Source organism: Sedimentibacter sp. (assembly GCF_038562225.1).
GTDB lineage: Bacteria > Bacillota > Clostridia > Tissierellales > Sedimentibacteraceae > Sedimentibacter.
The window spans coordinates 745,376-760,132 of record NZ_JBCFAS010000001.1 but is presented as its reverse complement, the minus strand read 5'-3'; the positions used below and the strand labels follow the sequence as shown (position 1 = coordinate 760,132).

The 14,757-nt window shown below is 37.3% G+C and carries 14 protein-coding genes; 13 read left to right on the top strand and 1 reads right to left on the bottom strand.

The features are described 5' to 3' along the window. Positions 1–137 precede the first annotated feature (137 nt). The 10 genes from AAGU76_RS03675 to AAGU76_RS03630 all read left to right on the top strand — a co-directional run bounded on the left by AAGU76_RS03675 (position 138) and on the right by AAGU76_RS03630 (position 12,019). Positions 138–2,033, top strand: a complete 1,896-nt coding sequence (locus tag AAGU76_RS03675) for an ATP-binding protein (protein WP_342484085.1) — start codon at positions 138–140, stop codon at positions 2,031–2,033. 119 nt (positions 2,034–2,152) lie between these two features. Then, the gene (locus AAGU76_RS03670) at positions 2,153–2,761 is read left to right on the top strand and encodes a TetR/AcrR family transcriptional regulator (RefSeq protein WP_342484084.1); all 609 of its coding nucleotides are present in this window, start codon (positions 2,153–2,155) and stop codon (positions 2,759–2,761) included. 42 nt (positions 2,762–2,803) lie between these two features. Further along, positions 2,804–4,909 (top strand): methyl-accepting chemotaxis protein, encoded by a 2,106-nt coding sequence (locus tag AAGU76_RS03665; RefSeq protein ID WP_342484083.1) that lies wholly within the window; start codon positions 2,804–2,806, stop codon positions 4,907–4,909. A gap of 8 nt (positions 4,910–4,917) precedes the next feature. Then, on the top strand, positions 4,918–5,730 hold the full coding sequence (locus AAGU76_RS03660) for a protein-glutamate O-methyltransferase CheR (RefSeq protein ID WP_342484082.1): 813 nt from the start codon (positions 4,918–4,920) through the stop codon (positions 5,728–5,730). 45 nt (positions 5,731–5,775) lie between these two features. Next, positions 5,776–6,300 carry a chemotaxis protein CheD gene (locus tag AAGU76_RS03655; RefSeq protein WP_342484081.1) on the top strand — a complete coding sequence of 175 codons (525 nt, stop codon included), beginning with the start codon at positions 5,776–5,778 and terminating at the stop codon, positions 6,298–6,300. A 32-nt stretch (positions 6,301–6,332) separates the two neighbouring features. Beyond that, entirely contained in the window at positions 6,333–6,728 is a 396-nt protein-coding gene (locus AAGU76_RS03650) for a response regulator (protein ID WP_342484080.1), read from the top strand. A gap of 35 nt (positions 6,729–6,763) precedes the next feature. Beyond that, the gene (locus AAGU76_RS03645; protein ID WP_342484079.1) at positions 6,764–8,467 is read left to right on the top strand and encodes an EAL domain-containing protein; all 1,704 of its coding nucleotides are present in this window, start codon (positions 6,764–6,766) and stop codon (positions 8,465–8,467) included. Then, positions 8,460–10,847, top strand: coding sequence for a PAS domain-containing protein (locus tag AAGU76_RS03640; protein ID WP_342484078.1), 2,388 nt, complete (start codon positions 8,460–8,462; stop codon positions 10,845–10,847). Before AAGU76_RS03645 ends, AAGU76_RS03640 begins: the two co-directional genes overlap by 8 nt. An 81-nt stretch (positions 10,848–10,928) precedes the next feature. Further along, positions 10,929–11,765, top strand: a complete 837-nt coding sequence (locus tag AAGU76_RS03635) for an HAD family hydrolase (RefSeq protein ID WP_342484077.1) — start codon at positions 10,929–10,931, stop codon at positions 11,763–11,765. A 62-nt stretch (positions 11,766–11,827) separates the two neighbouring features. Beyond that, positions 11,828–12,019 carry a DUF378 domain-containing protein gene (locus AAGU76_RS03630; protein ID WP_342484076.1) on the top strand — a complete coding sequence of 64 codons (192 nt, stop codon included), beginning with the start codon at positions 11,828–11,830 and terminating at the stop codon, positions 12,017–12,019. 184 nt (positions 12,020–12,203) lie between these two features. On the opposite strand, the gene AAGU76_RS03625 is transcribed toward AAGU76_RS03630, so the two are convergent. Beyond that, complete coding sequence (locus AAGU76_RS03625; protein ID WP_342484075.1) at positions 12,204–12,422, bottom strand: asparagine synthase; 219 nt, start codon at positions 12,420–12,422, stop codon at positions 12,204–12,206. Between the two features lie 168 nt (positions 12,423–12,590). On the opposite strand from AAGU76_RS03625, the gene AAGU76_RS03620 reads away from it, so the two are divergent. The 3 genes from AAGU76_RS03620 (at position 12,591) to AAGU76_RS03610 (ending at position 14,742) form a co-directional block, all read left to right on the top strand. Further along, positions 12,591–13,502: a TIGR01212 family radical SAM protein gene (locus tag AAGU76_RS03620; protein WP_342484074.1), complete on the top strand. Its 912-nt coding sequence runs from the start codon at positions 12,591–12,593 to the stop codon at positions 13,500–13,502. 90 nt (positions 13,503–13,592) lie between these two features. Next, positions 13,593–14,006: an ATP-binding protein gene (locus AAGU76_RS03615; RefSeq protein ID WP_342484073.1), complete on the top strand. Its 414-nt coding sequence runs from the start codon at positions 13,593–13,595 to the stop codon at positions 14,004–14,006. A 181-nt stretch (positions 14,007–14,187) separates the two neighbouring features. Beyond that, positions 14,188–14,742, top strand: a complete 555-nt coding sequence (locus tag AAGU76_RS03610) for a DUF6648 family protein (RefSeq protein ID WP_342484072.1) — start codon at positions 14,188–14,190, stop codon at positions 14,740–14,742. The last annotated feature ends 15 nt before the right edge of the window (positions 14,743–14,757 follow it).

Here is a 14,757-nt window from a genome sequence, read left to right as displayed (position 1 = left end):
TTTGTGCTTCAAGCCTATATATACAGCGCATGAGTATAAAATTTATATTGATATATAAAAAAACAAGATGAATGTTACAATTAGCAAAAATATGATATAATTGTTGATACAGTCATATTAACGGGAGATGATTTGTTTTGCAGAAGAAATCAAAGTCCTTATCACATGAACCTGCTGATAAGAGAAAAATGCTTGAACTTACTTTAGAATATCTGAACGATGGTTTAATAATTGTTGACAACAACGGGACAGTTAAATCAATAAACAAGTTTGCACAGGCTCTCACCGGCTGGGACAAGGACTGTGCAGAAGACATGGAGCTTAAACAAGTTCTTAGGCTGCATGAAAGCGATAAAATAGAAAAAACAGGAAGGCTGTTATTGGAAACCATAAACAGTGAAGCATCAGTTGATATAGGGGAGGATACTGTCTTAATTTCAAAGACAGGTAATGAAATAAATGTTTCAGGCACATTTTCAAATATTTTTGATGAAAACAGCAATTCTTCGCTTGGAGTAGCTGTGCTGTTCAGGGATGTGACAAAAATACGAAACATGAAAAACGAATTGGAAAAAGAAAAAGAGCAAGCTCAAGCGGCAAATATGGCCAAAAGCTCATTTTTGGCCAATATGAGCCATGAAATCAGGACTCCTATAAACGGAATAGAAGGAATGATAGATTTGACGCTTAACACCGAACTTACAAGGGAACAGAGAGAAAATCTTTTAATTGCGAAAGAATGTTCAAATTCTTTGATTGAAGTTATAAATAACATATTGGATTTATCCAAAATCGAAGCCGGAAAAATGAAGCTTAACTGTTCAGTATTTAGCTTAAGGGAGCTTACAGAAACTCTGATAAAAACAAATATTGTACATGCAAGGGAAAAGGGCATATTACTTTCTTTTGAAGTTTTCGACGGCATTTATTCAGGAGACAGCCACAAGATTTCACAAATACTGAATAATTTGCTCAGCAATGCAATTAAGTTTACAGATCACGGAAGAGTGTACTTAACTGCTGAAATAATTGACGAAGATGAAAGTAAGGCGCTATTGAAATTTTCAGTGGAGGATACTGGAATAGGAATATCAGCCCAGGATATGGATAAGCTTTTTAAAAGCTTCAGCCAAATAGACGATACTTATACAAGAAAATACGGAGGAACAGGTTTAGGTCTTGTAATTTCAAAAAAACTCGCAGAATTGATGGGTGGTGAAATTACGGCGGAAAGCATAAAGGGACGGGGAAGTATATTCTCCTTGACTATTATGCTTGATAAGCAAAGCAATTTGCTGGATACGGCGGAAACAGGCGAAGCCAGCAGCATTCCGGAACACATACTAAGTACACCTGCAAAAATTCTTATAGCTGAAGACAACATCCCAAATCAGGAAGTTTTAAAAAGAATGTTAAGAAGAAAGAACTATGAAGTGAAGGTTGCGGATAATGGCGATATGGTTCTTAATATGCTGAATGCGGAAAAGTTTGATGTTGTTCTTATGGATATTCAGATGCCTGTCATGGATGGTGTTGAAGTAACGAGGATAATAAGAGAAAATGAGAAAAAAACAGGAGAGCATTTACAAATAATTGCTCTTACGGCATATGCAATTAAAGGAGACAGGGAGAAATTCCTAAGCCTGGGTATGGATGATTATATCTCAAAGCCTGTAATTATGACTGAACTTTATAGTTGTATAGAAAAGGCCGTTTCAAAGGGAAAAGATACAACATATCGTGATGCCGAGTTTTATCTGGATACAGTCATTATGCATCCAACAGATGACAAAAAAACAAGCATCGAAGAAGTATCGGCTTTGCTTAATAAACTGATTGATTCAGTAAATGATGAGGATTTCAAAAGCTGTGAAGACGTGTCTCATGCTTTAAAAAAGTATTCGAGGTACCTGAAATCACCGGTTATGAAGAATGCGGCTTTCAGAGCTGAGTTGGCAGCCCGCAGAAAGGATACCAGGTTTTTAAAGGAACAGGCAGAAATAATCAAAGAGGAATTAAGCAAGATAAAATAGCAGCAGTAAAGCTGCTATTTTTTTGTCAGAAATTGTCAGGGGACTATTGACAAAATGCGAAAAGGGTCTATACTTAAACGAAGTGAGTGAGTGTTTACATACAAAAGAAAGGGGATAAGGTGAAGCAGAACATTTTTTCTAGAGAAGAGAGAATCATACTGAGCGCTGTTGAAATAATTGATGAACTTGGAATCGATGGATTGTCCATCCGTGAACTGGCCAAGAAGGAAAAAGTGACAGAAGGTGCGCTGTACAGGCATTTTAAAAGCAAGAGCGACATTATAACTGAAGTTATAAAGTATTATTCGCGTTATGATTTAAACATCATGAATACAATAAACAAGAATAAGACCGATGCAAAGACATCAATTCTTTTTTTCATCAATTCATTTGCAGAGTATTATGAAAATTATCCTGAAATCACAGCTGTTTTTTGTTCATTTGAAAGCCTTATATATGAGCCCGGAATCGAAAGTCAGGTGATAGAACTCCTTGACAGGAGAAGAGCCTTTTTGATTTCAATTATTGAGCACGGCAAGAAGTCGGGAGAATTTAAGGGAAATCTTAACAGTGAAGATTTTGCGGATATTATTTTAGGTTCTTTCAGGCAGCTGATTTTTAGATGGCGAATTAAACAGCATGAATTTTCAATTAAAGAAAAATCAACGGATATGATTTCATTAATTCTTGAAAGTGCAGAAATAACGAAAAGTACGGAAATGCAATGAACAGGAAATGAAACAAAGACTAATGTATATGGAGGCAAGGTAATGGAGTTTTTTAACAGTATGAAAATAAGGACAAGGCTGATGAGCGGATATGTTTTTTCCTGTGTTCTTACATTTATAATTGGATTGTATTCAATTGATTCTTTGAAAAAAGTTGCTCAGGGCGATGCTTCGGCATACAGCTCCAAGGCAAGTATGATAGTAATTATTATTATAGTTGTTTCATGTGTCGTTTTGATTTTTGGAATCAACACATCCAATTACATACTCAAAAAAATCTACATATTGAAAAAGGCAGCAGATAAGCTTGCCTGCGGAGATACTCAGATGATGGCGGTTTCATCATCCGATGACGAAATAGATGAATTGTTCAAGTCCTTTAATTCAGTGGTCATAAACATAAAAGAAAAGGCTGACTTTGCCGAAAAAGTCTCTCAGGGGAATTTTGATACTGCACTGGACATTAAATCGAACAATGATGTTCTCGGACTGTCTCTGATGAAAATGCTTGAAACCGTCAAAGATGTGTCAACGGAAATAAACAGACTCATACAAGCTGTATCAAACGGCCGTCTTGACGCAAGAACAGATGTAAAAGCACTTAACGGCGGCTGGACTACCATGGTAAACGAACTGGATGTCTTGATGGATACGTACATGCATTATATTAAGGTTATGGAAGATTATCTTGACGGTATAAGCAAAGGTGAAAAGATGACGAAAATTACAGATGATGCAAAAGGCGACTGGATTGACATTAAAGAAAGCATAAATGGTTTGTTGGATTCCTTATATGGAATGCTTGATGACGTGAACATGCTGGTTAAGGCCGGAGCGGAAGGCAACTTAAGCATGAGGGCAGATGTTTCAAAACACCATGGCGGATATAAAGACATTATATCCGGAATCAACACTATGCTTGAAGAAATTATTAATCCGTTGAATGAATGTGAAGATGTGTTAAAAGAAATGTCAAAAGGAAACCTGCAGGTATCAGTAAAGGGCAGTTATAACGGCGAGATGGCAGTTATGAAGGATGCGTTGAATCATTTAGCCAATGGCATCTATGAACACATAGAAGAAACATCAAATGTCCTTTTGGAAATGTCAAAAGGGAATCTTAATGTAGAAATAACCGGATCTTATCACGGTGATTTTGTAGAGCTGAAAGAATCAACCAACAAAATAATACAATCCTTCAATGAGACACTGGGAGAAATAAATACAGCTGCAGAGCAGGTGTCTGCAGGTACAAGACAGGTTTCGGACTCCAGCCAGTCACTTTCTCAATGTTCTACTGAGCAGGCCGCTTCTGTACAGGAGATTACATCTTCTGTTGCTGAGATTGCCGCACAGACCAAAGAAAATGCAACAAATGCCAGCAAGGCAAATGAAATGGCTGAATTCATCAGAAAAAATGCAACCGAAGGCAATAGAGAAATGCAGAATGTTCTTAAAGCCATGGAAGAAATCAATCTATCCTCCAACAATATATCAAAGATAATCAGGGTAATTGACGATATTGCATTTCAAACCAACATACTTGCGTTGAATGCTGCAGTTGAGGCAGCCAGAGCAGGCCAGCACGGAAAAGGCTTTGCTGTTGTTGCAGATGAAGTGAGAAGTCTTGCTGCAAGAAGTGCTGAAGCTGCCAAAGAAACAACCTCAATGATAGAAGATTCAATAAAAAAAGCAGAAGAAGGAAAAATAATCACTGAACTGACCGCAGATTCTTTAAACAAGGTCACTGAAAACATTGTTTCCGTAGTGGATATTATAAATGGAATAGCTGTAGCATCCAATGAACAGGCAACTGCCATAAGCCAAGTAAACCAGGCTATAGAGGAAGTTTCAAAAGTAACTCAGACCAACACTGCAACAGCTGAAGAAACTGCAGCAGCATCAGAAGAGTTATCGAGCCAGGCAGTGCTTGTAAAAGAGCGAATAGGAAGGTTTATGCTGAAAAAGTGTGCAAAGGCTGATGCTTTCAACAGCAAAATAGACAACAACACATTGAGAATGATTCATGATTTGTTGTCATCAAGGGAACAAACAAGCAATTATGATACCCCGTATGCTTTAGCCGAATCAGCTTTCACTTCAAGCATTGACAATTCGTTTGATGATATTGAATTTGGAAAGTACTAGAGATCAAGATGATAGACATTAAAGACGACGAACTGAAAAAGCTCGCTGATTTTATCAAAAAAAAGTATGGTGTCAATTTGTTCGAAAAAAGACTGTTGATTCAGGGAAGACTTCAAAAGGTTCTTGCTCAGAGAAATTTAAAAAGTTTCTCTGAGTATTATGATTTTGTAGCAAAGGATGTAACAGGCAGAGCAGAAACAGAACTGCTAAACAAGGTTACAACAAACTATACTTTTTTTATGAGAGAGCCCGAACACTTCGCTTTTTTTAAAAACATCGTACTCCCATACCTTGTTGGTGAATACGGGGATGAAAAAAGCCTGCGAATCTGGAGTGCCGGATGTGCCTCCGGGGAGGAAGCATATACTCTGGACATGGTTATTTCAGATTATTTCGGCTTGAACAAGGGAGAATGGGATACAAAGATATTGGCGACGGATATATCCTCAGAAGCTATCAATTTGGCCATGGGGGGCATTTACAGCAGTTCAGACATTGAAAATGTACCAACTGCGTGGAAAAACAGGTATTTTGAAACGTATGACAAGACCAGAAGTCAAGTAAAACAAAACATAAGAAGTGATGTTATATTCAGAAAATTTAATCTTATGAATACTCAATTTCCCTTTAAGAGGAAATTTCATGTTATATTTTGCAGGAACGTAATGATTTATTTTGACAGTAAAACTAAGGAAAAATTAATAAAGAAGTTTTATGATTGGACAGTGGATGGAGGATACTTGTTTATCGGGCATTCAGAATCTGTCGGTTTTGGCGGTATCGGTTATAAAACTGTGATGCCTTCAGTATATAGAAAATAATAAAAAACTGATAAGAAGATAAAAACTGCTGATGGAAGTGGAAAAATGACAAAGATAATAGGGATAGGCGATTTTGCAGTAAGCTTCAGCGAAGAAGATATTATTAAAACATATGCATTGGGGTCCTGCGTTGCGCTTGTGGTCTACTGCCCGAGTTTAAAGGGGCTCGGAATGGCGCACATTGCCCTTCCGGATTCAACTATAACCGGACCAGGCAGTCACGGTTATAAGGAAGCATACTTTGCAGATAAAGCTGTACCGTTGCTTTTTGACAAGGTTTGCGGGGGGCTTTCTCGATACAGGAAAGAATACAGAGTGTCAATTTTTGGCGGTGCTTTATCAATGAACAAAAATGACATTTTCAACGTCGGCCTGAAAAATATAGTAGCAATTGAAGAAATACTTGTAAGAAACAATATAGTTTTTGATGCTACCAACACAGGCGGCTATTACAGCAGAACAGTTGAAGCTGATGTCAGGACGGGTACTCCCATAATAAGCAGTTGTCTATTGAATATGAGTAATCCAAATAGATATCTTTGTTCTGCTAATCAAAAGCAGATTATATAAACAGTTGAAAGTTAATTAAGTGAGGTAATGAAATGAGAATATTGATTGCAGAAGATGATTTGGCAAGCAGAAGGTACCTGTTGAAAATTCTTGAGCCATATGGTCAATGTGATTTTACAGTTAATGGAATTGAAACGTTGGATGCGTACTTGCTGGCTTTGGAAGAAGATTCACCATACGATCTGATACTTCTTGACATTATGATGCCTAAGGCAGACGGCATGAAGGTGCTGAAAAACATAAGACTAATTGAAAAACAAAGCGGAATTAAAGATATGGGTAAAGTGAAGATAATAATGACTACAGCATTAAACGACAATGAAACCATTGAAAGCTCCTATAACTGCGGATGTGACGCATATGCTGCAAAACCCATTGACGGAAAGAACCTGATTGACTTAATAAGAAAATTAGGAGTGTTGAAATAGTATTACATGACTAATACATAATGGAGAGTGTACAAATGTTTCTGGATAATTTAACCGAAAATAATTGTAAGCTTATACTTCAGTCAATCAGTGAAATTGTCTGGGCAGTGGATTTGAGTACGAATAAGCTTCAGATACTTTGCGGGCACAACAATCTTTTAGATTATAACAACAGTGAAGTTACTTCGCTTATGGACTTTGCAGAAAAGATTATTTTACCTGAAGACAAAGTGAGAGCAAAAAATGATTTTCATGAATTTGTAAGCGATAACGATATATTTCTAAACAGGCAATACAGAGTGAAGAATAAGCATGGAGAAATAAAATGGCTCTTGATAAACGGCAAGAGAATAAAATTTGACAACAGTGCGTATACAATCCTGATAGGTACGGTTTCGGACATTACAGAAAGAAAAAAGGCAGAGGAACAGATGCATTACATGGCTTACCATGACCAGCTTACAGGCCTTCCAAACAAAGCATCATTCCTTCGTGAAATTCAAAGAGCAATAGACGGATTCGGGAACAGGGATGTAAAAAGTGCTGTTATTTTTGTGGACATAGATAATTTTACAAGTATTAATGACAGTTTCAATCATCAGTACGGAGACACCTTGCTGAAGATTGTTTCAGAGCTTCTGAAATTTTGCGTAAGAGACTACGGATTTGTGTCCAGAGATGGAGGAGATGAATTTCTGATTTTTATTTCTGATATAATGAGCATGCAGCAATTAAAAAAAGTCATACATCACATAAACGAAAGCTTCCAAAACCCGTTTGAATTATTGGATGTAGAGACGTACGTCACCGTGAGCATGGGCATCTACATTTTTGACAACAAGGATCCGGATCCTAACATGATAACCAAAAATGTTGATATAGCAATGCATGAAGCAAAAATGCACGGCAAGAACAATTTTGTTTTTTATGATGATGAACTTGGATGTGCCATTGACCGAAGGAAAAAAATTGAAAGTTCCCTGCAGAGATCATTACAAAACGGCGAGCTTGAAATATACTACCAGCCCCAGGTAGACATAAATTATAACAAAATCAGCGGCATGGAAGCCTTGTTAAGGTGGAATTCGCCGGAATTCGGTACAGTAGCGCCTTCTGAATTCATACCAATTGCGGAGGAAAGCGGGCTTATATGCAAAATCGGAGAATGGGTACTGAAAAATGCTTGCTTGCAGGCCAAGGAGTGGAAGGAAAGAGGGTATACTTTTGATACCATAAGTGTGAACATATCGCCAAAACAGCTGAAGAACAGATACTTTGTCAAGCTGATCGACAAAGTTCTTCAGGAAAGTAAACTGGATCCTAAACACCTTGAGATTGAAATAACGGAAGGAACTTTGATAAAATCTGTGGAAGAGAAGTCAAAGCTGCTGCAGGGACTCATCGACAGAAACATTAAGGTTTCAATTGATGATTTCGGCAAAGGATATTCATCCTTAAGTTATTTGACAAGCCTTCCGATAAGTACCATTAAAATTGACAAGTCCTTTGTAGACCAACTGTGCAGTGATGAAAAGACAAGATGTATCATAGAATGCATCATAGAGCTGTCAAAAAAACTGCATTACAATGTTATAGCGGAAGGTGTTGAAAAACAGGAGCAGAAGGAGATTCTTAAGAACATGGGCTGCAACTTAGTACAGGGGTATTATTACAGTAAACCACTTACAGTATCTGCCATAGAGAAAACTTTCTCCAAAGAGGAGGCATGCTATGCCTGATTTAAATATTGAACATATGAATTTGACCGAAGAAGTGGTCGATAACCTGAAAATTATCTGTAACGATTTTACCGAAGCCATAATCTGCAGAAATATAAATGGAGCCATTACATACTTCAACAAGGGAGCTGAGAATCTGTACGGATATTCCAAAGAAGAAGTGATGGGGAAGACTACCACTGTATTCATTCCTGAATGCAGTATAAATGAGTACAAGGATGCCGTATACAAAGTTTATAGCAGCGGTAGGGCAGTAAAGTTTGAAACAATACGGAAAAACAAAGAGGGAGAATTGATTACAGTTTCTGTAGACCTTTATCCCATAACCCACGAGGGTAAAAAATCGGGCCATATTGGAATTATCAAGTCTATTATAGATAAAGAAATATACAGGCTTGCCATAAACGGGGGTAGTTTTGGTGTTTGGGACAGGGATTTGAAAACAAATACAATATATTATTCAAACAGGTGCAAGGAAATACTGGGATTTAAGCCCCATGAAATAAGCGACAGCGCCGATGAGTGGAAAAGCAGAATCCACAAGGACGATGTTGGTTTAGTTAGTGATAAGCTTAACAGGCACTATAATGGAGAGGAATACAACGCCGATTACAGGCTGAAATGCAAAGATGGAAGCTATAAATGGGTTAGAGCAAGGGGAAAGGTTTTTATGTGGGATAAAGACGGAAACCCTCTGAGGATGACCGGAACCATTTCGGACATAGATGAAGAAATGCTTGCCAGACAGAAAAATGAAGAAAATGAGAACAGACTTATTTGTCTTTATAATTCATTAAACGTGGGGATTGCGCATGGTGAGTTGATATATGACAGCAATGGCTGCTTGACAGACTATGAATGCCTTCACGTTAATAAGTACATGAAGGATATAATAGGTGTCGAAACTCAAAAGTTTCATAAAATTGACCTGCTGAGGCTGTTTGAAAAATCGGAAACAAACCTGCTGAAAATCCTGGAGCAATCCGTGAACAAAGGCGATAATACTGTTTTTGAATATTACAATGAAGCGATGGACAGATTCTTTCACTGCAACATATATTCTCCCAACCTGAAACAGTTTGTACTCCTGGTATCTGACATTTCTGAATTAAAAAACAATGAAATTGTTCTGGGACAAAAATACAAGGAACTTCAGGCTGTGTACGAAGAGCTTCAGGCTGTATATGAGGAACTTGCCACCACAGAGGAAGAACTGAGAGTCAACTACGAGGAATTGGAAAAGGCAAACGAAAATGCAGAAGCAGCCAATAAGGCTAAGTCACAGTTTCTTGCAAACATGAGTCATGAGCTGAGGACGCCTCTCAATGGAATATTGGGATGCACGCAGCTGTTAAAGCTAAGCAAGCTAACCTATGAGCAGAATGAGGATGTTATGATGATTGAGGAATCTTCAAACCGTCTTCTTGAGCTTATCAATGAAATCCTTAATTTGTCAAAGATTGAATCCGGAAAAATTGAATTGAATTATAAAAGATTCAATTTCTCCGAGCAGATGGAAATGGTAATTAAAGATCTGACTCTTATGGCAAGGAATAAAAATATAGAAATATTGTACTATATAGACCCGTTTATAAACAAGGAACTTATAGGTGATTACTTCAGGCTTAAACAGATAATAAACAATCTTATCAGCAATGCCGTAAAATTTACTGATCAAGGACATGTGTTTTTCAAGGTCAAGCAGATAAACAAGACCATGGATGAGACAATGCTTGAATTCATAGTTGAAGATACGGGAAAAGGGATAAAGGAAGATTTTAAAAATGATATTTTCAATAAGTTCTCTCAGGAAGAATCAAACTATACTAAATCTTATGGAGGAACAGGTCTTGGTCTTGCCATTTCAAAAGAACTTGTGAGGCTTATGGGCGGAGACATAGGCTTTGAAAGCACAGTTGACAAGGGCTCAAGGTTTTACTTCACCGTCAAGCTGAAAAATGCTGCTGATGTTGAATATGTGGAAGAAAACAAATACTATATCAACGAGAAAGCAGGAAACAGAAAGGTTTTAGTGGTTGAAGACAACGATATAAACTTGAAAATTACTGCCGCATTTTTGAAACAGTTGAAATATGAGTATCATTGTTCTCATAATGGACTTGAGGCATTTAACTATCTGGAGAAGAACAAAGCAGACATAGTTCTTATGGATGTGCAGATGCCTGTTTTAAACGGTTGTGATGCGACAAGGATGATCAGAGAAATGGAGTCCAGGTCGGGAGAGCATACAACTATTATTGCAATGACAGCATATGCAATGGAAGGAGACAGAAAGAAATTCATTGACTGCGGAATGGATGACTACATATCAAAGCCATTTAACATAGAAACCTTGGGTGAAATGCTCAAAAAATATTAAATTGCTGCTCTTTGACTTTTTCTGTTACTTAATATGTACAATTTAAAATATTAATTGTATAATCTACCTGGAGATGATTATATGAAATACAAGATGGTTGTGCTGGACTTGGACGGCACACTCTTAAACGATAATAAAGACATAAGCGAAAGAAATATACGCATGCTCAGCGAGCTTCATAATCAAGGTATTATGGTGGTAATTGCAACAGGGAGAAATTATTTCATGGCAAAGAGCCTGACGGAAGATATAAAACATGTTTCTCCTGTCATACTGGCTAACAACGGGGCAGTTATCAGGCGTTCACATAACGATGAGCTCCTGGAGTGCAATTATCTTGATACGGATTCTTTCAGAAAAATATATGAAGCAGGATTAAAAAGGGGACTGAATCCGGTTGTTCATGTTGACGAATACTTCAACGGTTACGACCTTATTTACGAACGGGAAAACTATGAGGAAGTCTACCGGGGCTATATTAAAAAAGATTATTCAAGAGCAAGGCTTAGAAAGTTTGAACCTGAAAACATAAATAATGTGCTGGCAGTCTGCTATTTTGACGAATTCGAACGACTCTCTGACTTCGGACTTGAAATGAAAGAAAACAACAAAGGAAAGTTCAATACCATATGCAACAGAAACATAAGCCAGCGCGCTCTTTTGGAATTCCTTCATGCAGATGGATGCAAGTGGGCAGCTTTGAAGAAATACTTAGGTCATATAAATATAAGTCCTGAAGAAATAATATCAATAGGAGATGACAACAACGACATTGAGCTCATTAAAAACTCAGGTCTTGGAATTGCCATGAACAATGCCACCCAGGAGTGCAAGGAAGCTTCAAAATTCATTTCCAGGCAGGACAACAACAAAGACGGCGTTTACTTTGTGCTGTCAGAGATATTCGAAATCAAATAATTGGACATATTTTCTCTCGGACAAAATATAATGTATTAATATTATGTAGTCAAGGAGGAATTATGAAAATATTAGCTGCAATTGCATCGATTCTAATAATTGTCGGAGCACTTAACTGGGGGTTGTACGGTATCGCAAAGATTGACATAGTTGAAAATTTCTTTGGAGGCTGGAACAGCAAAATTGGAAGAATTGTATACATTCTCATTGGAATTGCCGGTTTGTATTCGCTGCTTTATGTAATTTTTGCTTAATTTAAAAACATGCCCATGTGGTATGTTCAGACTATTGACAAACCTACGGTTGTCATCCTGAGCGCAGAGAAGGATCTCCTAATGTTTAAATTATGAGATCCTTCTGTCACGCTCTGAAGATACTTCTGTTAATATGAACATGCCTCGATGTTTTCATTTATGCATCAAGATTTTCAATTTCGCTTTACTTCATCTGCATTGTTCTGGCAATCCTGCCCACCATGTTTCTGTTCTGCATTCCATTTGTAATCAGTTCTGCGGAACCAACCGCTATGTTAGCAAGTCCGAATCCTATGAGACCATTTTTGTAGGAATCCGGAAGATTTGAGTTTCTAAGTGCGATTCCTGTTGCTGTAACTACAGTTCCAAGCACGGTTGGAACGATACCTTCTTTTATGTGCATATTTACCTCCTTAATAAATTTTGTTTTGATATTATCTGCAGAAAACAAAATTTAATTTGATTAATTTATTGGTAAATGAGAAAATAATTAAACAACAATTGAATAATCGCCCTTAATTAATTATAATAAACAAAAGAATCAAAATTTAATAATATAAAAGGTACTCATATGCTATATAATGAATATTCGGTTTATTTGAAAAAAAAATACGGCGAGAAGGTATACAAACTTCCTGTCAACATTCCCTGCACCTGTCCTAACCGTGACGGAACAGTGGGTTACGGAGGCTGCACATTCTGCGCCGAAGTGGGAACGGGATTTGAGATGCTTGACAATTCCTTAAGCGTGCGGGAGCAGCTTCAACGAAACATGGACTACATATCCGGAAAATACAATGCAAGGAAATTCATAGCATATTTTCAAAACTATACAAATACATACATGGAGCTTGAAAGGTTCAAAAAATACATACATGAAGCTTTAATGGACAATATTGTGGAAATTTCAGTTTCTACAAGGCCTGACTGCGTTTCTGACGAATACCTGAAATTTCTCTATTCGGTGCAGCAGGAACACAATATCAATATTTCCGTGGAACTTGGGCTTCAGACTGTAAACTACCACACTCTTTTGAAAATAAACAGGGGGCACACGCTGGCCGAATTTATCGATGCTGCAATCAGAATTAAAAAATTCGGTTTTGAAATATGTACCCACGTCATACTTAATCTTCCCTGGGATGACATGACGGATGTTGTTGAAACTGCTAAGATTTTGTCAGCTTTGAACATAGATCAGGTAAAAATACATTCGCTGTATATTATGGAAAATACTGAAATGGGAAGAATGTATAAGGAAGGTGAGATTAAGGTTACATCCATGGACGAATATGTGGAAAGGGTAATTGTGTTTTTGGAAAACCTAAACAGCAGCATTGTCGTTCAAAGGCTGGTGGGAAGGGCTCCCAAGGAAGGGTCGCTGTTTGTGAACTGGGGAATGAGCTGGTGGAAGATAAAAGACGCAATCCTGGACAAAATGGAAAGTGAAGGAAGGTACCAGGGAAAATTTTGCAATTTGTAAAAATAAGTAGTGTAAACATTTTCAATTTGTGGTACAATATAAATGTGATTAACTTTATTCAAAACAAATAAAAATAGGAGTGTGATTATTATGGTTCAATTAGTTTGCGGACACAGCGGCAGCGGAAAAACAATGAGAATGATTGAAATGGCAAACAAAACTATGGATAGTATACAAGGAAAAATGGTTTTCTTGGAAGCTAACAACAGGCACATATTTGATTTGGATTATAGGATAAGATACATCAACACAAAAGAGTTCGGATTGACCAATGCCGATCAGTTCCAGGGTTTTGTTTGTGGTTTAATTGCAACAGATTACGATGTGGAATTAGTATACATAGATGGTTTATACAAGATTGCTCAAGCCGGTATGGAAAACCTGGAGACCGTTGTAAACAGACTCGACTATTTATCAGAAAAATTTAACGTTAGTTTTATTATGAGTGTTAATCATGTTGAAGAAGAAATTCCTGAAAGTTTAAAAAACAGAATAATAAAATAGAGAATACACCACCGGCAACCGGTGGTTTTTATTATAGCAGGAATTTTAGTTTCCTGTTATATAGGTACAGGCAGAGTTTAGGATAACTCTGTTGCTGGTTATAAATACCTTGCGCATTTCCTTGCTAAAACAGTCGACTTCTGGTAGAATTAATGTACTGACAATTAGAAAGAGTGAGTATATGAATTACTTCAAACCAACAAAGACAATCTTTGACGAGTTTTTTGAGCACAGGGACATGCTTATAATCCAGCACATGAACGGAGATATAAGCAAGAAGGAGTACCTGGAACTAAACTACAAGTACATGATTGAAAAAAGCATCAAACCCTTTCAGAGGATTGACAGCTTTGAAAAGGGCATGTATAACTACCAGTACTACAACATGATGGCTAAATACCACAGGATGATAGCACAGGAAATCAAGGATAAGGGAAAGCACATTAGCTTTTACAGCAAGTACCTTGAGGAAGCGGATTACTATTACAACGAAAAGGATAAGACCTCATTCCGCCTCTTGAGATATCTTCACTATGAAAATGTTGAGTCATACTTCATAAAAATGGAATCATCCGCTCTTGAAGGAAAGCTGTATGAAATTGTTCTGAAGGACTACGAGTACGCCGTTCTCCATTCAAAATCGCTGTGGCTTTTGGATGTTCTGAAAAAGGAAAATGTGTTTTTGCCGGAAAGGAAGAAATCTGTAATTGATTACTATGTAAACCAAAAATATTAAGGAGCCCTAGGGCTC